Annotated in this window: 18 protein-coding genes and 1 pseudogene; 11 read left to right on the top strand and 8 right to left on the bottom strand. The window is 71.5% G+C overall.

Translation table 11 applies throughout. The annotated features are described in order from the left end of the window. Window positions 1-701: ROK family transcriptional regulator (locus CCN29_RS21255; RefSeq protein WP_143661355.1), on the bottom strand; the 701-nt coding region annotated here is incomplete at its 3' end. 79 nt (window positions 702-780) lie between these two features. Between CCN29_RS21255 and CCN29_RS21250 the strand changes: the two genes are divergently transcribed. Continuing rightward, complete coding sequence (locus CCN29_RS21250; RefSeq protein ID WP_006131617.1) at window positions 781-1,857, top strand: Gfo/Idh/MocA family protein; 1,077 nt, start codon at window positions 781-783, stop codon at window positions 1,855-1,857. After that, a complete protein-coding gene (locus CCN29_RS21245) occupies window positions 1,854-2,345 on the top strand; it encodes a heme-degrading domain-containing protein (RefSeq protein ID WP_086683744.1) in 492 nt (163 codons plus the stop codon). Before CCN29_RS21250 ends, CCN29_RS21245 begins: the two co-directional genes overlap by 4 nt. 6 nt (window positions 2,346-2,351) lie before the next feature. Here the strand turns inward: CCN29_RS21245 and CCN29_RS21240 are convergent, their stop codons facing one another. From CCN29_RS21240 to CCN29_RS21220, 5 genes are all read right to left on the bottom strand, one after another. Continuing rightward, on the bottom strand, window positions 2,352-3,428 hold the full coding sequence (locus CCN29_RS21240; RefSeq protein ID WP_086683741.1) for a hypothetical protein: 1,077 nt from the start codon (window positions 3,426-3,428) through the stop codon (window positions 2,352-2,354). Between the two features lie 238 nt (window positions 3,429-3,666). Beyond that, window positions 3,667-4,524, bottom strand: coding sequence for a fumarylacetoacetate hydrolase family protein (locus tag CCN29_RS21235; RefSeq protein ID WP_086683738.1), 858 nt, complete (start codon window positions 4,522-4,524; stop codon window positions 3,667-3,669). A gap of 148 nt (window positions 4,525-4,672) precedes the next feature. Beyond that, complete coding sequence (locus CCN29_RS21230) at window positions 4,673-5,416, bottom strand: YidC/Oxa1 family membrane protein insertase (RefSeq protein ID WP_086683735.1); 744 nt, start codon at window positions 5,414-5,416, stop codon at window positions 4,673-4,675. A 179-nt stretch (window positions 5,417-5,595) separates the two neighbouring features. After that, window positions 5,596-5,961, bottom strand: coding sequence for a DUF6412 domain-containing protein (locus tag CCN29_RS21225; protein ID WP_086683732.1), 366 nt, complete (start codon window positions 5,959-5,961; stop codon window positions 5,596-5,598). Window positions 5,962-6,104: 143 nt separating this feature from the next. Continuing rightward, window positions 6,105-6,632: a winged helix-turn-helix transcriptional regulator gene (locus CCN29_RS21220; RefSeq protein ID WP_189406338.1), complete on the bottom strand. Its 528-nt coding sequence runs from the start codon at window positions 6,630-6,632 to the stop codon at window positions 6,105-6,107. Window positions 6,633-6,806: 174 nt separating this feature from the next. On the opposite strand from CCN29_RS21220, the gene CCN29_RS21215 reads away from it, so the two are divergent. Beyond that, window positions 6,807-8,216, top strand: a complete 1,410-nt coding sequence (locus CCN29_RS21215; protein WP_086683726.1) for an MFS transporter — start codon at window positions 6,807-6,809, stop codon at window positions 8,214-8,216. A gap of 119 nt (window positions 8,217-8,335) precedes the next feature. Further along, a complete protein-coding gene (locus CCN29_RS21210; RefSeq protein ID WP_086683723.1) occupies window positions 8,336-9,346 on the top strand; it encodes an SEC-C domain-containing protein in 1,011 nt (336 codons plus the stop codon). A 132-nt stretch (window positions 9,347-9,478) separates the two neighbouring features. Here the strand turns inward: CCN29_RS21210 and CCN29_RS21205 are convergent, their stop codons facing one another. After that, entirely contained in the window at window positions 9,479-10,312 is an 834-nt protein-coding gene (locus CCN29_RS21205; RefSeq protein WP_086683747.1) for an alpha/beta fold hydrolase, read from the bottom strand. A 154-nt stretch (window positions 10,313-10,466) separates the two neighbouring features. Beyond that, window positions 10,467-10,826, bottom strand: a pseudogene (locus CCN29_RS21200) (iron chaperone); the annotation flags it as partial. Between the two features lie 126 nt (window positions 10,827-10,952). Between CCN29_RS21200 and CCN29_RS21195 the strand changes: the two are divergent. From CCN29_RS21195 to CCN29_RS21165, 7 genes are all read left to right on the top strand, one after another. Beyond that, entirely contained in the window at window positions 10,953-11,345 is a 393-nt protein-coding gene (locus CCN29_RS21195; protein WP_039986959.1) for a very short patch repair endonuclease, read from the top strand. A 201-nt stretch (window positions 11,346-11,546) separates the two neighbouring features. Next, window positions 11,547-14,096: a Z1 domain-containing protein gene (locus CCN29_RS21190; RefSeq protein ID WP_086683720.1), complete on the top strand. Its 2,550-nt coding sequence runs from the start codon at window positions 11,547-11,549 to the stop codon at window positions 14,094-14,096. Then, complete coding sequence (locus CCN29_RS21185) at window positions 14,093-15,118, top strand: PD-(D/E)XK motif protein (RefSeq protein ID WP_006131630.1); 1,026 nt, start codon at window positions 14,093-14,095, stop codon at window positions 15,116-15,118. Before CCN29_RS21190 ends, CCN29_RS21185 begins: the two co-directional genes overlap by 4 nt. Beyond that, window positions 15,118-17,064, top strand: coding sequence for a hypothetical protein (locus CCN29_RS21180; RefSeq protein ID WP_006131631.1), 1,947 nt, complete (start codon window positions 15,118-15,120; stop codon window positions 17,062-17,064). The genes CCN29_RS21185 and CCN29_RS21180 overlap by 1 nt, the downstream gene beginning before the upstream one ends. Beyond that, window positions 17,061-17,954, top strand: coding sequence for a hypothetical protein (locus CCN29_RS36090; protein ID WP_006131632.1), 894 nt, complete (start codon window positions 17,061-17,063; stop codon window positions 17,952-17,954). The genes CCN29_RS21180 and CCN29_RS36090 overlap by 4 nt, the downstream gene beginning before the upstream one ends. Before the next feature lie 2 nt (window positions 17,955-17,956). Then, window positions 17,957-19,777, top strand: coding sequence for a DNA cytosine methyltransferase (locus CCN29_RS36085; protein ID WP_006131633.1), 1,821 nt, complete (start codon window positions 17,957-17,959; stop codon window positions 19,775-19,777). Between the two features lie 9 nt (window positions 19,778-19,786). Continuing rightward, on the top strand, window positions 19,787-20,724 hold a 938-nt coding region (locus CCN29_RS21165), incomplete at its 3' end, for a DNA cytosine methyltransferase (protein WP_143661354.1).

Here is a 20,724-nt window from a genome sequence, read left to right as displayed (position 1 = left end):
TGCACGCTCCCGCCGATCACCAGCCCGGCCCCCAGCCCCGTACCGAGGTGCAGATAGGCGAAGGACCCGCCCTCACCCCCGACCGCGAGCCCGAGCGCGACGGCGTTGGTGTCCTTGTCGACCACGACCGGCACGGACCCCAGCCGCTCGGCCAGCGCGTCCCGCAACGGAAACCCGTCCCACTCCGGAAACCCCGTCACCCGGTGCAGCACCCCGCGCCGGTGATCGAGCGGCCCGGGCAGCGCAACCCCCACCCCCAACAGCGGCCGCGCGTCCACCACCGCCGCCGCCAGGTCCTCCACCACCGATGCGACCCGCGCCAGCACCGCCTCCGCCCCGGCTCCCAGATCCAGCGGCGCGTGCCGGCGCGCCACCACCGTGCCGTCGAGATCGGCCAGCACGGCCCGCAGTTCGTCCCGGTCCAGGTGCACGCCCACCGCGTGCCCGGCCTCCGGGACCAGCCGCAGCACCGTGCGCGGTTTGCCGCCCGTGGACGCCCGGCGCCCGGCCTCCGCCGCGAGGCCCTCCTCGCGCAGCCGGGCGGTTATCTTGCTGACCGCCTGCGGGGTGAGCCCGGTGCGCTCGGCGAGCTCCAGCCGGCTGATGCCCTCCGCCCCGGCCGTGCGCAGCAGGTCCAGCACCAGCGTGGTGTTGTGGCTGCGCAGGGCGAGGAGGTTGGCCCCGCCGCCCGGGCCGCGCATGCCACCGCCGTACGTCCTGTTCACCTGCCCATTGTGTCCCGGTCTTGCACTTTGGCAACACTGTTGCGAAAGTAGGACCATGACTGGCACTCCCCTTCGCGTCGGCCTCGTCGGCTACGGCCTCGCGGGTTCCGTGTTCCACGCCCCGCTGATCGCCGCGACCCAGGGCCTCACGCTCGACACGGTCGTCACCTCGAACCCCGAGCGGCAGGCGCAGGCCCGCGCCGAGCACCCGGACGTCACGGTCGCCGCCTCGGCGGACGAGCTGTGGGCGCGGGCGGGCGAACTGGACCTGATCGTCGTCGCGTCCCCGAACCGGACGCACGTCCCGCTCGCCACCGCGGCGCTCGAGGCCGGCCTGCCGGTCGTCGTGGACAAGCCGGTCGCGGGCACGGCGGCGGAGGCCCGCGCGCTGGCGGAGCTGGCCGAGAAGCGCGGCCTGCTGCTGTCGGTCTTCCAGAACCGCCGCTGGGACAACGACTTCCTCACCCTGCGCCGCCTGATCGCCGACGGCGAGCTGGGCGAGGTGTACCGGTTCGAGTCGCGTTTCGAGCGCTGGCGTCCGCAGCTCAAGGGCGGCTGGCGGGAGTCCGGCGACCCGGCGGAGATCGGCGGCCTGCTGTACGACCTGGGCAGCCATGTCGTCGACCAGGCGCTGGTGCTGTTCGGCCCGGTGACGTCGGTGTACGCGGAGGCGGACGTCCGCCGGGAGGGCGCGCGGACCGACGACGACACGTTCATCGCGCTCACCCACGCGAGCGGGGTCCGCTCGCACCTGTACGTGTCCGCGACCACCGCCCAGCTCGGCCCGCGCTTCCGCGTCCTCGGCTCGAAGGCCGGCTACGTCAAGCACGGCCTGGACCCGCAGGAGGCCGCCCTGCGCGACGGTGGGCGCCCCGGCGCGTCCGGCGCCGAGTGGGGCGCGGAGCCGGAGGAGCTGTGGGGCCGTCTCGGCGCCGGCGAGTCCCCGGTGACCGGCGGCGGCAGCCCCGTCCGCACCCTGCCGGGCGACTACCCCGCCTACTACGCGGCCGTGGCGCGGGCGCTGCTCTCCGACGGCGCCAACCCGGTGACCGCGCTGGAGGCCGCCGCGGCTCTCGACGTCCTTGAGGCGGCGCGCCGTTCGGCCGCCGAGAAGGTGACGGTGACCCTGTGACCGCCCCGAAGCAGTCCCCGGAGCCGGCCCCGACCGTGGAGGAGCTGGAGGCGCAGGAACGCCGCCTGGTCTTCCCCCGATTCACGTACGACGACGCGTGGGCGCTCGGCTCGCTGCTGGTGGAGCTGGCGCGGGAGCGGCAGGCGCCGGTCGCGATCGACATCCACCGTGCGGGCCAGCAGCTGTTCCACGCGGCGCTGCCGGGCTCCTCGCCCGACAACGACGCGTGGATCGCCCGCAAGCGCCGGGTGGTGGAGCGGTACGGCGCCGCGTCCTACCTGGTGGGCGCGCGGTTCCGGGCCAAGGGCACGACGTTCGAGGAGTCGTCCCGCCTCGACCCGGACGTCTACGCGGCCCACGGCGGCTCGTTCCCCGTCACGGTCGAGGGCGTGGGCGTCGTCGGCGCGGTGACGGTCTCGGGCCTGCCGCAGCTCCAGGACCACCGGCTGGTGGTGGAGGCGCTGGAGCACTTCCTGTCACGGGCGTAGCCCGGGTCAGTTGACGAGGAGGAGGACGAGGACGAGCAGGACGACGGCCGCCACCGCGGCCGCGACGGCCTTCCCTCTGCCCTCGTCCGAGATCCGCGCCAGGACCTCCAGCTTTCCGGAGCAGCCGCGGAAGAGGTAGTAGTCGCGGTTCCCGCTGCCCCGTGGGGTCGCCCTGACGACGGTGAGCCGCTTGATGACGACCGTGCGGTCCTGCTCGCCCTTCAGCTTCCGCAGGTGCGGGGCGAGGACCGCGCGGTGGTCGTCGGAGAGGTCCTCGGGGAGCGGGTCCGCCGCGCCGAGCCGGTCGGTGCGCCAGTCCCCCGCTCCCAGGTCGTTCGCCACGCGCCGGGGCCACGGGTCGGGGTGGGTCACCTTTTCGGTCCGCCGCTCCCAGACGATCCGCCCGGCCGTCCAGGACGTCGTCCGCCCGTGGCCCTTGCACGTCCCGCACGTGACGGTGCCGGTGGCCTTGCAGGGCCCGCACGGGATGCGCCCCCGTGCCTGGCACCTCTCGCACTTGACCCTCCCCCAGCCCCGGCATCCCGGGCAGGCGCTGTCGGCGGTGTGACAGGCGTCGCAGGTCACCCGCTCCTCGGGGTTCGCCGCCTTGCGCGCCTTGGGCGGCCGGGGCGGTGTGCCCGGCAGGCCACCGTGCTTGAGGTACTGGCTGCACGGGGAGACGCCCTCGCACACGGGACACGGCTGGGCCGGCTCGCAGGTGCGGTACGTCATGCCCTTGCAGTCGGGGCACTGCTGTCTGCCGTTGCCGCACCCGCAGGACCGTATGTGCACCGTGCCCCGCCGGACCAGGTCCAGCGGCTTGTCGAGAGGCTTCTCGTCCGGGCCGAGTTCGTGGTCCCGCAGCACGTCGTAGACCGGCCGGTCGGCGAGGTGGACGGCACCGGGCTCGTGCCGTGTCGCCTCGGTGCGCTGTTCGACGTACCGGGTGATCGAGGCGTCGAGCAGGTGCAGCCGGGTGAGGCTGAAGTCCGCGGCGGTGCGGCCGCTTCCCTTGCCGTCGCGGCGAGCCAGCTGCGCGTCCAACGCCGCCCGCACCTCGTCCTCGGACGGATCCGCACCCATCGCCACGCCGCTCACTCCCCCGGTTCGCGCCGCGCCCCGCCCCCGATGCGGGCGTGGAGCGCATCCAGTGTGGCGGGGCGGGGCCCGGCGGAAAAGGGCGCGTGCGGAGGCGGCGGGGGCGCGGACGGACCGGCGGGGCCATCAGGTGACGCTCGGGGCGCGGACGCGCCGCCGGCCGGTGACGCCGGCGGCAGCACCCGAGCGCCCGCCTCGACCGCACCGCGCCCGGCGCGGGCCGCTACGCCTGGGCGAACACCTGCCGTTGCCGCCCCAGCCCCGTGACCTCCAGCTCGACCACGTCCCCGGCCCTGAGGTACGGCTTCGGCTCGGGCCGGCCCATCGCCACGCCCGCCGGGGTGCCGGTGTTGAGGACGTCGCCCGGGTACAGGGTCATGAACCGGCTGACGTAGCGCACGACCTCCCCGACCGGGAAGATCTGCTCGGCCGTCGTGCCGTCCTGCTTCAGCTCGCCGTTGACCCACAGCCGCAGCGACAGGTCCTGCGGGTCGGGCACCTCGTCGGCGGTGACCAGCCAGGGCCCGAGCGGGTTGAAGGTCTCGCAGTTCTTGCCCTTGTCCCAGGTGCCGCCGCGCTCGATCTGGAACTCGCGCTCGGAGACGTCGTGGGCGACGGCGTACCCGGCGACGTGCGCGAGTCCGTCCTCCGCCGACTCCAGGTACCGCGCGGGCCGCCCGATCACGACGGCCAGTTCGACCTCCCAGTCGGTCTTCACCGACCCGCGCGGGATCAGCACGGTGTCGTCGGGGCCGACGACGGTGTCCGGGGCCTTGAAAAAGACGACCGGCTCGGCGGGCGGCTCGGCCCCGGTCTCGCGGGCGTGGTCGTGGTAGTTCAGCCCGATGCACACGATCTTGCCGATCCGCGCGAGCGGGGGCCCGGTGCGCAGCCCCGCCGCCTCCAGCGCGGGCAGCTCGCCGGCTGCGGCGGCGCGCCTGATCCGGCCGAGGGCGTCCTCGTCCGCCAGGAGCGTCCCGTCGATGTCCGCGACGAGTCCGGACAGGTCGCGCAGGGTTCCGTCGGGGTCGAGCAGCGCGGGCCGTTCCCGTCCCGCCGTACCGACGCGCAGCAGCTTCATGGTCGTGTCTCCCTCGCTCGCGGGCGCCCGCCCGACGGGGACGACCGGTGCGGCGGGCGCGGCCGTCGGAGGACCGGCCGATCTTCCAGGCCGGACGCTCCACTCCGCAAGACCCGGTTCACGTACTGGACCGCGTCCGCCGCACGCCTCACCGGTAGAGCACCGACCGCTCGATCACGCTCCACGTCGTGGAGGTGACGACGTAGAGCGCGGCGGCGAGGGGGACGACGGCGACGGTGACCAGGGTGAAGAAGGACATGAACGGCATCACCCGCATCACCCCGCCCATGGCGGCGGCGCCCGGCATCTGCGGGTCCGCGCCCGCTCCGCCCGCGCCCGCCGCGCCTGCCATCGCCGCGGAGGCGGCCGTCATGCGCCGGGAGAGCCGGTAGCTGAAGTACGCGACGACCGTGACGACGGCGAACAGACCGAGGTACACCAGGCCGGCCCCGCCGAACGCGCCGCCGTCGCCGAGGGCGTCCGCCCACCGGCCGCCGAGGGGCGCGTCGAGCAGCTGGTGGCTGAGCAGGGCGTTGGGCTCGCCGCCGATGGAGCCGCTGGAGAAGAGGTGGTAGAGCAGGAAGAACGCGGGGAGCTGGAGCAGGCTGGGCAGGCAGCCGGAGAGCGGGGAGACCTTCTCCTCGGCGTGCAGTTCCAGGACGGCCTTCTGAAGCTTCTCGGGGTTCTTGCCGTGCTTGCGGCGCAGTTCGGCGATGCGCGGCTGGAGCGCGGCCCGCGCCTTCTGGCCGCGCGCGGCGGCCCGGGACAGCGGATGGACGGCGAGTCGTACGACGGCCGTGAACGCGACGATCGCGGCGGCCGCGGCGGACAGGCCGAACAGGGGGCGGAGCAGGTCGGCGAGCTGCTCGACCAGGGTGGCGAAGACAGACAAGGGTGAGCCCTCCGGGGGTCTCGTCGTGCCGGAGGTCCCGGCGCGGCGGACGGCCGGGACGGGACGGGGAAGGTCGGCATGACGACCCGCGCGCGGGGCGGGCGGAAGGGGAGAACCGTGGAACGGGGGTTCCGTGGACGTGCGTCCGGTGAACGAAAGCCCCCCGAGGTGCTGCTGCCCTACGCGGCGGTCGCCGGGAGGGCGTGTCCGGGCGCTCGGGGCCGGGTGCGGCCCTTGGCGTCGGGATCCCGCTGGGGGAGGAAGGCGGTGCGCCGGTCGCGGTCGCGCAGGGCCGTGCGCACCCGGGTGGGCGGCACGGCGGGCGCGCTGCGGGCGGCGACCACGGAGCACAGGCTGAGGGCGGCCCCGGCCGCGGCGGTCGCGGCGAGGGTGACGTGGACCAGGGAGAGGCCGCCGTCGGGGGCCGGGGTCAGCAGCAGGGCGAGCTGGAGCAGCGGGAAGAGCACGGCGAGGAGGGTGCGCACGGGGCGCGGGGCCGGCCGCCCGGCGGACGGGTGCCGTGCCGTCGTCGGCCCTGCTGTCATCGGCCGTACTGCCGTCGGCCGTGTCGTGAACCGCGTCATGGGCCGTGTCCCCCTCTCCGTCTTCCCGTCCCGTACCGCGTCTCGTACCGCGTCGTGCACCGCATTGTGCCAGGCGTTCGTGTCGGCGCGGCGTGAACCGGGCCTCAGGCGGCGTCGGCCTCCACGGGCTGAAGCAGCCGCTTGGGCTTGAGCAGCGCCCGGCTGACCGGGTCGGCCGGGTCCCGGTTGAGGTCCGGCCCCGGCACTATCTCGACGTCCGGGACGGCCACGACGGTTCCGCAGGCGGGGCACTCGCTGAAGGGGCCGAGCTCGGTGCCGCAGTCGGCGTGCCGGAAGATCCGCAGTTTCCGGTGGGTGAGCTGCTCGCGGCCCCACACGCCGAGGGCGCGGAGGGTGGGCCACAGGGCGATGCCGCGGTCGGTGAGGACGTACTCGTCGCGGGGCGGGGACTGCTGGTAGCGGCGCTTCTCGAGGATGCCCTGGGCGGTGAGCGCCTGGAGGCGGGAGGCGAGGACCGCGCGCGGGATGCCGAGGTGGACGAGGAAGTCGTTGTAGCGGCGCACGCCGTAGAACGCGTCGCGGATGACGAGCAGCGTCCAGCGTTCGCCGATGACCTCCAGGGCGCTCGCGATGGAGCACTCCTGCGTCGCGTAGTCCTTGCCCAGTGCCATGCCCTCCACTGTAACCACTTTTCCCGCCGTTGGTTCAGTGACCGAACCGACAGTGTTACGGTAGCCGGGCCCCGATAGGTTCAATGAACGAACCTACAGTCACGTCATCCCTCACCCAAGGCCCCTCCCGATTCCGCCCCAGGCCCCTCCCGATTCGCAGAGGACCCCGACGACATGACCGTCACCCCGGCCACACCCGCCACCGCACCCCAGGCGCAGGACGCCGCCGCGCGTGCCGCCGCCCCCGGATCACCGCCGCGCCCCGGCGCCACCCTGGCCCTGACCAGCGTCGCCACGACCGTGGCGCTGATGACGTACACCGCCCCGATCGTGACGCTGCCCGCGACCGCGGCCGCCCTGCACACCCCGCTGTCCGCGCAGGCGTGGCTGCTCAACGGCACCCCGCTGGGGCTGGCCGCGCTGCTCCTGGTGGCCGGCAGCCTCGCCGACGACTACGGGCGCCGCCGGGTCTTCGTCTGGGGCACCCTGGCGCTCGGCATCACCACGGCGCTCGGCGCCCTCGCCACCGACACCTGGCAGTTCACCCTGGCCCGGATCGCGCAGGGCGCGGCCGGCGCGGCCCTGCTGGCCAGCAGTCTCGGCCTGATCGTGCACGCCTTCCCGACACCCGCCGGACGGCTGCGGGCGACAGGCGTGTGGGGTGCGTTCGTCACCGGAGGCATCGCGGTGGGCCCGCTGCTCGCCGCCGGGATACCGAACTGGCGCGCGGTCTACGGCGTCCTCGGCGCCGCCGCGCTGATCATCGCCCTCCTCGGCACCCGCGCGCTCACCGAGTCGCGGTCCGCGCGCGGCGGCCGGCCCGACTACGCCGGGGCCGCGACCTTCGGACCGGCGCTGGTCTCCCTGGTGGCGGCCCTGACGCTGGGCCGGGACGGCTGGCTGCGGACGCCGGTGTGGCTGCTGCTCGGCGCGACCGTCGTCCTGCTCGCCGCCTTCGTCCTGGTGGAGCGGCGCACGGCGGCCCCGATGATCGACCTGTCCCTGCTCCGTCACCGCGGCTTCCTCGCCTCGTCCGTCGGCGGCCTGTTCACGGGCCTGTCGGTGATCGGCCTGTTCAGCTTCCTGCCGGCGGTGCTCCAGCGGGTGCTCGGGATGTCCGCGATGGACACGGCGCTGCTGACCCTGCTGTGGGCGGGCCTCGCCTTCGTCGTCGCGCTCCAGGCCCGCCGCCTGGCCGGCCGCGTCCCGACCCGCGTCCAGCTCGCCCTCGCCTTCGCCCTGCACGCCGTGGGTGTGATCACCATGCTCGGCGCGCTCGACGCGGGCTCCACGGCCCGTTTCGTGCCCGGCATGATGATCGCGGGTGTCGGCAGCGGCCTGCTCAACGCGGCGCTGCCGCTGCTCGCGGTCGAGTCGGTCCCGGCCGCCCGGGCCGCGATGGGCTCCGGCGCGCAGCAGACCCTGCGGTACATCGGCTCGTGCGCCGGCGTCTCCCTGACCATCGCGGTGGCGACGTCGTCGAACGACGGCCCGGCCCACGGCACGGACATCGCGATGGTGGTGTCCGCGGTGCTGGCGCTGGTCGCGGCGGTGGCGGTGTTGGGGCTGCGGGAGCGGGGGTAAGGCGGGCCGGACCCGGTCTTCGGTCGGCCGTGAGGCGCTCGGGCCTCCTCCGGCCGCCTACGGAGGCGAGGCCCATGGGCCCCTCACTTCTGTCACCTGTCGGCAGTACGGTGTCCCCCATGCGCCCCGACACGCCTGCCGAAAACGTCGACCACATCAACGAGGCCGCCCGACTGGAGCGGACCGCCGACCGCTACCCCGAGGACGCCGAAGCCCTGCTGCTGCGGGCCGCCGCCCACCGGGAGCTGGCCGGCGACCGCCCGGCGGCGACGGCGCTCTACGACCGCCTGCTGACCTCGGGCCCGGACCTGGACGACCCGTACCTGGTCCGCGCCCTGAAGGCCGCCAACCTGTGGGAGTACGGGCACGAGGCGGAGGCCCGCGCGATCATCGACGGCATCCGCATGGCGTCCCCGCGCGATCCCGCCCCGTGGGTGATCGTCGCGGAGGCGCTGGAGGCGCACGACGAGCTGGAGCAGGCGCACGAGACGTTCACCGAGGCGGTACGCCTCCTGCTGTCCGGCGTGGAGGAGCCGCCGCGCGCCACGTATCCGCTGCTCTTCGGCCGCCACCGGGTGCGCAGGATGCTGGGCGCGTCGCACGACGAGTGGGACGCGCTCGCGGACTCCGCGCACAAGCTCCCCGTCGGCCTCGACGAGCTGCACGACCCCAAGCGCGTGTGGTCGCTGGGCTCGGAGAACCCGGAGGAGCTGGAGGCGGAGATCCTGCGGCTGCGCGCGGAGCTGGGCGCGTACCGGGAGGCGCTGTCCCGCCCGTTCCCGGTGGCGGTGCTGCACTGGCCGGCCGACGAGCTGACGGAGCTGACGCAGGCGTACCCGGACCTCGCGGAGGAGTACCCGTCGTACGCGGCCCACCTGGAGGCGACGGAGGCGGCCCTGCGCGAACTGGCCGCCTCGGGCACGCCGAACCTGGGCATCGTGCGGGGCACGGTCCCGTCGTACGAGGCGTTCGCCGCCTCGGAACTGGCCTCCCCGTCCGACTCCTCGCTCCTCCCCCAGTACGCGACGACGCTGGCGGCACGGGGCCGCGCGGTGGCGTGGCCGCCGGAGCGGGCGGACGCGTGCTGGTGCGGGTCGGGGCGGGCGTACGGGGAGTGCCACGGGGTGTAGCCGCGTCTGCAGGAGCGCGCGTACGGGTGCGCCCGGCCACCGGTGGATCCGGCGGCCGGGCGCACTCGCTGTTTACGGGGTAGCGGTGTCGCGGTGCCGCGGTGCCGCGGTGCCGCTACCGGCTCGCTCGGCTCACTTGGCGAGGAAGGCGAGGAGGGCGTCGGTGACCTCCTGGGCGTGGGTCCAGAGCAGGCCGTGCGGGGCGCCGTCGATGACGACGTACTCGGCCTGGGGCAGGGCCCGGTGGAAGGGCTCGCCGGTGGACTCGATGGGCAGGATCCGGTCGGCGGTGCCGTGCAGGATCAGCGCCGGGACGTCGATCTTGGCCAGGTCGGACCGGAAGTCGGTGGTCCAGGTGGCGACGGCGGCGAGGGACGCGTACGGGGAGGACCCGGCGGCCACGTTCCAGCTGTTGCGCAGGGCCTCTTCGCTGATGCGGGTGCCGAGGTTCTCGTCCAGGTTGTAGAAGTCTTGGTAGAACGCGGTGAAGTAGGCGTACCGGTCCTCGGCGACGGCCTTCTCGATGCCCGCGAAGACGGAGGCGTCGACGCCGGTGGGGTTGTCGTCCGTCTTGAGCAGGTACGGCTCGAGCGAGGCGAGGAAGGCGGCCTTCGCGACGCGGTCGGACCCGTACGTGCCGAGGTACCGCCCGACTTCGCCGGTGCCCATGGAGAACCCGACGAGCACGGCGTCCCGCAGGTCGAGCGTCTCCATGACGGTGTTCAGGTCGGCGGCGAAGGTGTCGTAGTCGTAGCCGGTGGTGGGCTGGCTGGACTGCCCGAAACCGCGCCGGTCGTAGGTGATGACCCGGTAGCCGGCGGCGAGCAGGGCGGCGGTCTGCTTCTCCCAGGAGTGACCGTCGAGCGGGTACCCGTGGATCAGCACGACCGGCTGCCCGGTCCCGTGGTCCTCGTAGTACAGGTCGATGGTGGTGCTGTTCTCCTGGCCGACGGTGATGAACGGCATGGTGGTGCCCTTCTTCTCTGAGGTCTGGTGTGCGGTGAGCACGATGAAGAAGGTAGCGCGCCATTCGGTTGTGCGCAACTAGATTGCGCGCAATCGGTTGGGCGCAGTGCGCCGAGGACGCGTGGGACGTGCGCGGCCGGCGGCGGAGCCGCCAACAGACCTGGCCGGGGGCCGCCGCGGTGGCCCGCAACAGGTCGCGGACCAGCTCGAGGTCGACGCGCTCGGGCTTACGGAACCGAAGACAGCCCTTGCCCATGCCCTGGCCGGCCAGCCGCTCGGCGAAGGCGTCCCGGACGTCACCACGCATCAGGTAGGAGATGTACTGCTTCTGACTTGCGATGGCGATCTCGGCGACTCCGTCCCGCTCGTACGCGGGCATCCCGTACGCCATGACCTCCGTGAACCCCGTGAGCTCGGCCCGGCACAGCTCACGCAGCCGCGTCAGGACGACCTTGCGGTCGTCCGAAACCTCGGCGAGGTAGGCGTCGACGTCGGTCGCGTTGCTTTGCACCATGTGGGGAGCTTGTGCCGGGCCGGGGGCGGTGCACCCGTTCACTCGGACCTCCGTCCACCCTTCCGACGCCGGCAGAATGCAGGTGTGCCCGGTGTCGTCCCGTCCTCCCCCAGCGTCTCCGCCCGGATGAGTCGCCAGAACCGTCGTGACACCGCCCCCGAGGTGGCGGTCAGGCGGATCCTGCACGCCGGAGGCCTGCGGTACCGGGTGAACGTGCCCGTGCCCGGCATGCCCCGCCGCACGATCGACATCGTCTTCCCCAGGGCGAAGGTCGCCGTCTTCCTCGACGGTTGCTTTTGGCACGGATGCCCGCAGCACGCGACCAGTCCGAAGGCCAACGCCGAGTGGTGGCGCACCAAGCTCGACAAGAACATGGCCCGCGACGCCGAGACGACCGAGCATCTGACCCAGGAAGGCTGGACGGTCCTTCGTTTCTGGGAGCACGAGTCCGTCGATGACGTGGCCTCCCGGATCGCCGCCGTGGTGAAACCGCAGCGCGAGGCCGACGACCGCCGCTGACGGGGACGAATTCACCACGTCCCGCCCCTTTTGCCCGCCATGAGCTCCCGCGCCGCCAGAGCGGTTTGCGAGATCGATTTACTCAGCAACGACCTGCTCCAATAGTGTGGAGGCGGCGTGAACGCGGGGGGCGTTGATCTGTGTCGCAGCATGCCTGCCGAGCAGGCGAACGATGAATGAGAGCGGGGGGCGGTCGACCACATGACCGACGATTTCGATGCCATGTACGAGACGTTCCAGGCACTTCTGGAAACGTTTCCCCCTTCGGAGGCCGTGAAGCGGCTCGAACTACTCGGCGTCGAACAGCACGTCATCGAGGAGATCCGCCGGCGCCACGAAGAGCGGACGATCCGTATCAAGGAGCTCGAGGAGCCCCATGCGGTGGTCCTGGGCAACCGGGACACCTGGTACACCGGCCCGCAGGCCAAGGACAAGTGCTGGCCCGCGATCGTGAAGCTGCTCCGCAAGGACGGCTGGCCGGAGAAGCCCGCCATCCAGGATCTCGACGACTCGTCCACCCGGGTCGTCTCCCTGCTCAATCACCCGAAGGAAAAGGCGTTTTCGACCCGTGGCCTGGTGGTCGGGTACGTGCAGTCCGGCAAGACCACCAATTTCACCTCGGTCATGGCCAAGGCGGCGGATCGCGGTTACAAGCTCTTCATCGTGCTGGCCGGCATCCACAACGGGCTCCGCCGCCAGACTCAGGCCCGTCTGGTGCAGCAACTCGTCGAGCCCAATCCGTCGATGTGGTCGCAACTGACAGGTCTGGACAAGGACTTCACGCCCACCGAAAACCCCGCCGGCTACTTCGGGAAAAGCAACAAGACGCACGTCCTCTGCGTGGTGAAGAAGAACGCCACGGTGCTGCGCAAGCTCTCGCAGTGGCTGGCCAAGGCGTCCGACTACCTGGAGGACTGCCCGGCGCTGATCATCGACGACGAGGCCGACCAGGCCACGGTGGCGACCAAGTCCATCAACCCGCTGATCCTCAGCATCATGAAGAGCCTGCCGCGCTCCGCCTACGTCGGGTACACGGCCTCCCCGTTCGCCAACCTGTTGATCGACCCCGCCGCCGAAGACCTGTATCCCCGGGACTTCGTCGTCAACCTGCCGAAGCCGAAGGGGCACTTCGGTACCGAGGTCCTCTTCGGCCGGTACGCGTTGGAGGGCGAGGACAAGGAGGACGTCGACGACGGTCACGACATGATCCGCTCGGTGCCGCAGGACGACGTTCCGTGCGTCCGCCCCGAGACGAAGGCCGACGTCGAGGGCTTCGAGCCCGTGATCACGGGCACCCTTCAGCGGGCCATCGACTACTTCTGGCTGGTCACCGCCGCACGCAGGGTCCGGGGCACCGGCAACCCGCACAACACGATGCTCATCCACACGAGCGTCAACACGGCCGTGCACAACAGCTTCAAGAGGCCGCTGGAGCACCTCAGGCGGAGGAGGGCCGAGTCGCTCGGCGACGCCGACATGCTGAGGCGACTGCGCGCGCTGTGGGACCAGGAGACCGCCCGCGTCCCTGCCGAGGAGTTCGGCGAGACCAAGGTGCCGTTCGACTCGCTGCTTCCCGAGCTGCCCGGCGTCCTCGACAGTTGCCGAGTCATCATGGACAACTCCAGCAGCGAGGACCGCCTGGACTACGAGAACGGCCCGGTGGTCGCGATCGCCGTGGGAGGTAACACCCTGTCGCGTGGTCTGACGCTCGAGGGCCTGTCCGTCAGCTACTTCGTGCGTGCGGTCTCCGCCTACGACACGCTTCTGCAGATGGGGCGCTGGTTCGGCTTCCGCAACGGCTACGCCGACCTGCCCAGGATCTGGATGACCGACGAACTGGCCGAGTGGTTCCGCCACCTGGCGACCGTCGAGACCGAGATGCGGCGGGACATCGACGTCTACATGACGGAGTCCGAAACCCCTCTGACCTTCGCGGTCCGACTCCGCACGCACCCCTCGTTGCGCGTCACGGCAGCGGCCAAGATGCGCTCGGCGGTCACGGCCGCCTCCTCCTACGGCGGCCGACGCGTGCAGACCCACTACTTCCGCACCGATGCCGAGTGGCTGCGCGGCAACATCGACGCCGCCCGCAAGCTGGTCGGGGCGTCGATCGCGGACGCCGTGCGGGTGGAGGACCGGTCGGCCGAGGGGCGCTACGTGTTCCGCGACGTCCCGTACGACGTGGTGACCGACTTCCTGGCGGAGTACAAGTTCCATGAGAAGTCGCCCGAGAACGACGGCGAGCTCATGAGCGCGTACATCCATAAGCGCGTCTCCGCGGCCGGTTCCCTGCGCCGCTGGAACGTGGCCGTCGTCGGCAACCCCAAGGGTGAGCCGTTCGAGTTCGCGCCGAACGTGGCCGTCGGTCGAAGTGTCCGTGCCCGCTTGGCCGACACCTTGGGCCCCGAGCACGCCGACATCAAGACCCTGATGAGCCGTCGTGACGCCGCGGTCGACCTGTCGGGCGACGTGTCGAAGTTGAAGGAGGAGGAGATCATGCGGGAGCGGAAGGCCCAGCTCCCCGACACCGGACTCCTGATCCTGTACCCCATCGACAAGACGTCCGCGCCTCATCCGCCCAAGGACACGCGCCGGCCCCTGAACGCCGAGGAACACGTCATTGGTGTCGGCCTCGTCTTCCCCGAGCCGCGCGACGGGGACAGCACTGTGGAGAAGTACATATCGGCCGACCTCTCCGGCGTCAGCATCGAGGACGAGGACCTCAGTCTCCTGGAGAGCGAGGAGGCGTGAGCGAGCCCGCATGGAACAAGCTCGTCGAGGAGCACTGGACCGCGCTGGAGGCCAGGCCCACCACCGGTGAGCACCGCCTCCGGGTGTCCCACCTCCCGGTGGTCACGGGCGAGGGGCCGATAGCCGTGGCCGTCGACCACGAGGGCCACCACCACCTGTTGGTACCGGTGAACAGCCGCACCAAGGTCCGCTCCGGCCTCGACGGCCCGGTGCTGCGTCTGCGCAAGCGCCCGCTGGAGGACGAGGAGACCTACCAGACGTACGCGGACCTGGCCTGTCTCAGGGACGACTTCGCGGACCTGTTCACCAAGCTGTGCGCCGACGTGCTGTCCACGGTGGGCGCAGCGCCCGAACACCCCGTCAAGGGGCTGTATCGCGTCCTGGACCGCTGGAAGGCGCTGTTCCAGACCCAGGGCCCCGCTCTGGGTCCCGAACAGCTCGCGGGCCTCTTCGGCGAGCTGCTCGTCCTGGACCGACTGCTGCAACGCGATCCGGGCGCTCACCGCCTGTGGCGCGGTCCGAAGGGACACCGCCACGACTTCTCGACGGGCCTCGACGCGATCGAGGTCAAGACGGCGGTGGATCCCTCCGGTCGCAAGCCTCGAATACACGGACTGGACCAGTTGGAGCCTCCGCCGGACGGCAGTCTTCACCTGGTCTGGGTCGGGCTGCACCGGATGACGGCGTCGGGAGGCGGCACGGGCTTCGTGGAACTGGTCGAGCGCACGCTGCGGCACTGCGACGACGAGAGCACCGTGCTCGGTCTCCTCTCGGAAGCCGGCTACCGCCACTTCGAGGCCGACCGTTACCGGGACGTCCGTTTCGGCGTCGGAGAGGAGACGTGGTTCCGCGTCCTCCCCGAGTTCCCCGGACTGACCGGTGGCGCGCTCGTCGCAGCCGGCCTGCCGGTCTCCGTGCTGGACGTCGAATACACCATCGACCTCACGGGCGATGTCCCCGGCACGGTGACGCCCGACGAGGTGTCGCGTGTGGTCGAGCGCATCACTCAGGAGTCCGACTGATGGAAGCCTCGTGGTACTCCCAGCCCTACCCTCCCGAGGGGGCCAGCGCCGCCGAGGGCATCCGCAACCAGCTGGGACGTCCGGAACTGGATCTGTTGACCATCCTGGTCCGTGAGTCGGCGCAGAACAGTTGGGACGCCCGCATACCCGACTCCCCGAAGCCGGTCGACTTCCGCATCGACATGTGGACGATCACACCCGCGCATGCCGGCGCCTGGCGGACCCTCCTCCCGGCCGGGGCGCCCACGAACCCGGATCACTTCCCGCTGCGCAACACGCTGCGGCACCCCGTCATCCGCGTGCTCGCCGTCTCCGACCGGGGGACGCGTGGCCTGGGAGGCCCGACGCGCGCCAACGACGCGGTGGGTGCCGACCGGGACTTCGTGTCGTTCATCCGCAACATCGGTGAGCCCCGGGACAGGGCCCTGGGCGGGGGCACGTACGGCTTCGGCAAGGGCATCTTCTACCTGCTCTCCAAGTCCGGCTCCGTGCTGGTGCACTCCCGTTGCCGCACGCCCGAGGGAAGCTACGAGACCCGTCTCATCGGGTGCACGCTCTGGAAGAGTTACGTGGCCACCGAACGCGGTGGGGACCGTCGCTACACGGGCCGGCACTGGTGGGGCGACACCTCGGGCGACGTCGTGGAACCCCTCGTGGGCGCAGCGGCCGAGATCGCCGCCCAGCGGCTGGGCCTGCGGCCGTTCGGCCCGCAGGAGACGGGCACCACCGTGGTCGTGATCGACCCGAATCTCGACGAGTTCGAGCAGCCGACGGACGCGGCCGACTACCTGGCCGAGACGATCGCATGGCACCTCTGGCCCAAGATGATCGAGACGGACGGCAAGCCCCCCGCGATGCGCTTCTCCGTCACCTGTGACGGCGTCCCCTACGAGGTGCCGGACCCTCGCACCACGCCCCCGCTGCACATGTTCGTCAAGGCGTACGAGGTCATGAAGGGCGGGCAGGGCCGTGACCTCGCGTGTTTGAAACCGAAAAGGCACCTGGGGCGGCTCGGCCTGGACAAGCGCATCATGCCGGCGCTCGAACGGTCCCGTGCCAAGGAGCTCCTCGACATCGAGGACGTCGTCCACCACGTGTGCCTGATGCGCCCCGCGGAGCTGGTCGTCACCTACCGTCCGGGACCGAAGCCCCCCAGCATTCACCAGGGCTACGCGGGCGTCTTCCGGGCCGACGAGTCCATGGACGAGGTGTACGCCAAGGCCGAACCGCCCACCCACGACGCCTGGAACCCTCACTCGCTGGAGCGCCCCGAGAGCACCTATGTCGCCACGACGTTCCGGCGCATCGACGAGGCGCTGAACGGATTGCTCTCACTCAACGGGAACGCCGGCCAGGGCGCCAGCACCGTGGCCCTGGGAGCCGCCAGCTCGTACTTCTCCGGCCTGGTCGGCGGAGCATGGGGCATCGGCGGAGCCACCGACTACTCCAAGCCCGGCAGCACCGCGACCCGGTCGACCGACGTCGACGGCAGCGGTGGACGCGGACGGCGGCCCACGAAGAAGGGCCGGGCCTCCGGAGGGGCGACCGTCGACGGCGAGGACCGTGACGACGCGGGTGCGCCGTACGGCGGCGACTCCACGCCCCGCCGACGCCCTCGGGTGCAGTACGTCGGCGACCCCTACTACGAGGACCACGGGGAGAGCACCTTGCTGGTGCAGGAGTTCCGCCTGCCGGTGCCCGGTCCGCAGCGCGTCCGGAGCGACCTCGCGGTCACGCTGCCGGGCACGGGCGGACGCGAGACGGACCCACCGCTCGGGGCGACCATGCCCGTGCTCGTCGGTTGGCAGGACGCGTCGGGGCACGTGCACGACGGCGACCCCTGTGTCGTCGAGGGCAGCGAAGCCGTGTGGCGCGCGCTCGTCCGTCCCGCCCCCGACACCATGACCGAGATCGGCATCAAGGTCGAGGCGGTGAAGGAGCAGTGACCCGCCGCGTACTGCCCTACCGTGTCCCGGCGGAGGACGTCGTCTCGGCCGAGACCTGGCGGCTCGTCGTCGAGGACGGCGAGGTGCCGTTGCCGGAGGCCATGCCGGACTGGGACTACCAGATGGACCTGTCCCTGCGCCGAACCGTCCGCGTCGACCTCGAACGCGCACGACGCCAGTCGGGACTGCCCGACGACACGCCGCTCGTGCTGTCGGCGGTCTGGACGGCCACCGGTTCCAACCTGAGCGGTCCGGCCCAGCAGATCCCGATGCCCGCGTACGCCGACGGCATCGCCGAGTTCCACTTCCGGCTGCGGGGCGCCGACCTGGGGGGTCTGCTTCTCCTGGACACCGCGCTGCTGCTCGCCGAACGCAGGGTCGACGCCCGTCCCTCCACCCCCCGCAGGGCGGGATCGGTGCTGTGGAGCGACCGGCAGACCCTGCGGCTCCAGGGTGACGCGCCGCAGTTCCCCATGGCTGTCATCGACTTCGCGCGGACGTCGTTCCCCGACGACGCCGCCTGGCATCTGCAGATCAGCGGCGGCCTCGACAGCGCGACGATGGGTTCCCTGCTGCTCCTCGTCAACGAGCGCAACAGCACCACCGCGAACGCGTTTCAGAAGGCGTCGAAACCCGGCCCCGTGGACCGGATCGTCCTGTCCGCCGTGTACGCGGACGCGGCGCGCATCATGGTCGAGCACGCCCTGAACCAGGACGACTTCACCGAGGACACCGACTTCCCCGAAGGATCGCTGGGCGCCACCCTCCTGAACCTCGTGGAACAGCTCTTCCCCGGACAGTCGATCACCGACATCCGACTGCGCCGGCAGCAGTCCCCTGCCTTGTTCGCCTCCGACCTGCAGGCGGCAGTGAAGATCTTCGAGGTGTAGACATGGGCTTCCTCTATCCTCGGCTGCTCGCCGAACAGGCGAGGCCGCTGTTCCGCGAGTACCGCGAGCTGACCGTCACCGAACTAGCGTCCCGCGTCGACGTGACGCACGAATCCGCCGTCTACGTGGCGACGGGAGGAGACCGGGTTCCCGAGTCCCGTCTGAAGGAACTGCGGGAAGGCGTCCTCGACCTGGCGAGACGGGCGGGCTTCCCCGACGACTCGGACCGTGCGCGCAACGCCGAGTTCGACCTGGCGTTGGCGGCGTTCCTGCACTCCGAGACGGGCATGGTGCCCGCTGAGGCGGCGGCCCGGGACGTGTGGGCGTTCCTCGCCCTGGTTCTCATGCCGGACGTGGCCTTCTGGCGTTACCCGCAGCCACCGGGGGACCGCATTCTCGGCACGGACCTGACGCGTCACGTCTTCGGTCGCCTCTGGTGGCGGGCCCAGTTGGTGCGGGCACCCGAGGACCCGGAGCCGTACCACGCGCTGCACATCCTGGGCGAGGCCGCGTTCGACCAGATCTACGCCCGCCGCGCCGCCCTGGGTGGAAGCCCTCATCTGGTGCGTGCCATCCTCCGGGTCTGGAACGCAGTGGATCTGACAGGGCTCAAGAAGCGCGAAACGCTCCAGGACTTCCTCAAGCGTCTGCTCCGTCTCGCGCCCTTCGTGCTGTTCGACGGCATCGACGAGCGGGCGTTGGACGACGAGTTGCGTGCCGTGGCGCAGGAGGCGGTCGACGCCCAGCGCGCCTCGTCGTCGACCGACCCGGCGTCCACACCCTCGATCCCCGCTCAGCAGAGCGTCGAGGCGACGACGTCCCACGCCGTCGAGTCCGCCCCTCAGCCCGTGCGCGCACCGGACCCGGCCGACCGTCGCTTCACGTCCGTGGAGATCTGCGCCGGGGCCGGGGGCCAGGCCCTGGGACTCGAGGGCGCCGGCTTCGACCCGGTCGTACTGATCGACAGCAAGTCCGACGCGTGTTCCACGCTCATCCGAAATCGTCCCGGATGGGAAACCGTCTGCATCGACCTGGCGCAGTTCCAGCCGGACGAGCGACCCGACGTGATGAACGTCGATCTCCTCAGCGGCGGGCTGCCCAGGGTGAAGTCGGTGGCCAGCCTTTCCCGCCCCGAGGACGCCGAGGAACGTCGGGTGCTGCGCATCGCGATCGACCTCGCGTGGAGAATCGGACCGCGTGCCGTCCTTTTCGAGAACGTCCCCGAACTCGTCGAAGGAGAGGAATTCGAGTCGGACCGGTACTGGATCGAGACCACACTGGCGCAAATCGGACTGCGATGCAGTTGGAAGGTGCTGAACGCCTCGGATTTCGGCGTACCGCAAAATCGAAGAAGCGGCTTCCTCGTCGCGCTGCGCGAGCCCTGGTTCGGTGCCTTCTCCTGGCCCGAGCCGAGCAGATCCCCCGCCCCCAGCGTGGGGCAGGTCCTGGAGCCCTCCATGGCGTCACGCGGCTGGTCCGGCGCCGAGGCGTGGGCCAGGAACGCCGACCGGGTCGCCCCGGCGCTCGTCGGCGGTTCGGACCGGCGCGGTGGCGCCGATCTCGGTCCCACGGGCAGCAAGAAGGCCTGGGCGGCGCTGGGAGTCAACGGCAACAGCCTGGGCGACGAGCCGCCGGGGCCCGACTTCTCCCCGGTCGAGATGCCCAAGTTGACCGTGGAACAGGCTGCCCTCATTCAGTCCTTCCCCACCGGGTGGACGTTCGTCGGCGGCAAGACCTCCCGCTACCGCCAGATCGGCCATGCCATGCCCCCACCCCTCGCGACTGCTGTGGGCCGCAGCATCGCGGCAGCTCTGCGCAGCTAGGATCCACTTATGCGTACGCCCCGTCCGGTTGCTCCGAAACCCATCACCGTCGTTGATCTTTTCAGCGGCTGCGGCGGCTTCACGCAGGGCTTCCACGAGTTCCGTCCCGCGCATGCCGGCGACGTCGGACCCGTCTTCCACAGCGTCGCCGCGGTGGAGCACAACACCGCCGCCGCGGCCACGTACGCGGTCAACTTCGGCAAGCTCCGCCTCGACGAGCAGCACCCGCCGGCTCAGGTGCACGTCGGTGACATCGAGGTGTGGCAGCCCACTCCCGAGGCTTTCGACGCGGACGTCGTGGTCGGAGGCCCGCCGTGTCAGGGGTTCTCGGCCCTGAACCGGGCGAAGAAGGGCAGCGAACGCAATCGCCTGTGGGAGGACTACGTACGCATCGTCGCCGAGGTGCGTCCCAAGGTCTTCGTCATCGAGAACGTCGACCGCTTCGTCAGGTCGGACGAGTTCAGGAGTCTGCTCCGGGAGGTCGAGCCCGGGGGACGTCTGGCCGACTACCGCCTCGTGGATCCTCCGGGCCACCAGCCGACGGACGACCCCGAGACCAGGGCGAAGCGCTATCTGCTGAACTCTGCCGACTACGGGGCGCGCCAGGCACGGCGTCGGGCCATCGTCATCGGGGTCCGTGAAGACGCGGACACCGGACGGGACATGGCTTACCCGGAACGGACCCATGTCCGCCGCCCGAAGCCCTCGGTGACCGACGCCGCCGCGTCCCTGCTGGACGGCATGGAGAGCTCGGTCACGTACTGGAACGCGGTGGACGAGGTCTTCGCCGAGTCCGACCGCCGTGAGCTGCGCGGCACGGAGCTGCCCGAGGGCAGTGAACTCGTTCCGGAGATCAACGCCGAGGTGCCCGGGATCTTCACGACGGAGGACCTGCACTTCGGCCGCAATCCTGCTCTGCTGTCCCAGGCCCGGTACCGGGCCATCCC

The organism is Streptomyces pseudogriseolus (genome assembly GCA_002154585.1).
GTDB lineage: Bacteria > Actinomycetota > Actinomycetes > Streptomycetales > Streptomycetaceae > Streptomyces > Streptomyces pseudogriseolus.
This window is presented reverse-complemented; position numbering and strand designations above follow the sequence as displayed.

Excerpts from the sequence above, each read along its gene's own strand:
- CCN29_RS21250 (WP_006131617.1), top strand. The coding sequence starts at position 781 with ATGACTGGCACTCCCCTTCGCGTCGGCCTCGTCGGCTACGGCCTCGCG.
- CCN29_RS21240 (WP_086683741.1), bottom strand. The coding sequence starts at position 3,428 with ATGGGTGCGGATCCGTCCGAGGACGAGGTGCGGGCGGCGTTGGACGCG.
- CCN29_RS21235 (WP_086683738.1), bottom strand. The coding sequence starts at position 4,524 with ATGAAGCTGCTGCGCGTCGGTACGGCGGGACGGGAACGGCCCGCGCTG.
- CCN29_RS21225 (WP_086683732.1), bottom strand. The coding sequence starts at position 5,961 with ATGACAGCAGGGCCGACGACGGCACGGCACCCGTCCGCCGGGCGGCCG.
- CCN29_RS21220 (WP_189406338.1), bottom strand. The coding sequence starts at position 6,632 with ATGGCACTGGGCAAGGACTACGCGACGCAGGAGTGCTCCATCGCGAGC.
- CCN29_RS21215 (WP_086683726.1), top strand. The coding sequence starts at position 6,807 with ATGACCGTCACCCCGGCCACACCCGCCACCGCACCCCAGGCGCAGGAC.
- CCN29_RS21210 (WP_086683723.1), top strand. The coding sequence starts at position 8,336 with ATGCGCCCCGACACGCCTGCCGAAAACGTCGACCACATCAACGAGGCC.
- CCN29_RS21205 (WP_086683747.1), bottom strand. The coding sequence starts at position 10,312 with ATGCCGTTCATCACCGTCGGCCAGGAGAACAGCACCACCATCGACCTG.
- CCN29_RS21195 (WP_039986959.1), top strand. The coding sequence starts at position 10,953 with ATGAGTCGCCAGAACCGTCGTGACACCGCCCCCGAGGTGGCGGTCAGG.
- CCN29_RS21190 (WP_086683720.1), top strand. The coding sequence starts at position 11,547 with ATGACCGACGATTTCGATGCCATGTACGAGACGTTCCAGGCACTTCTG.
- CCN29_RS21180 (WP_006131631.1), top strand. The coding sequence starts at position 15,118 with ATGGAAGCCTCGTGGTACTCCCAGCCCTACCCTCCCGAGGGGGCCAGC.
- CCN29_RS36085 (WP_006131633.1), top strand. The coding sequence starts at position 17,957 with ATGGGCTTCCTCTATCCTCGGCTGCTCGCCGAACAGGCGAGGCCGCTG.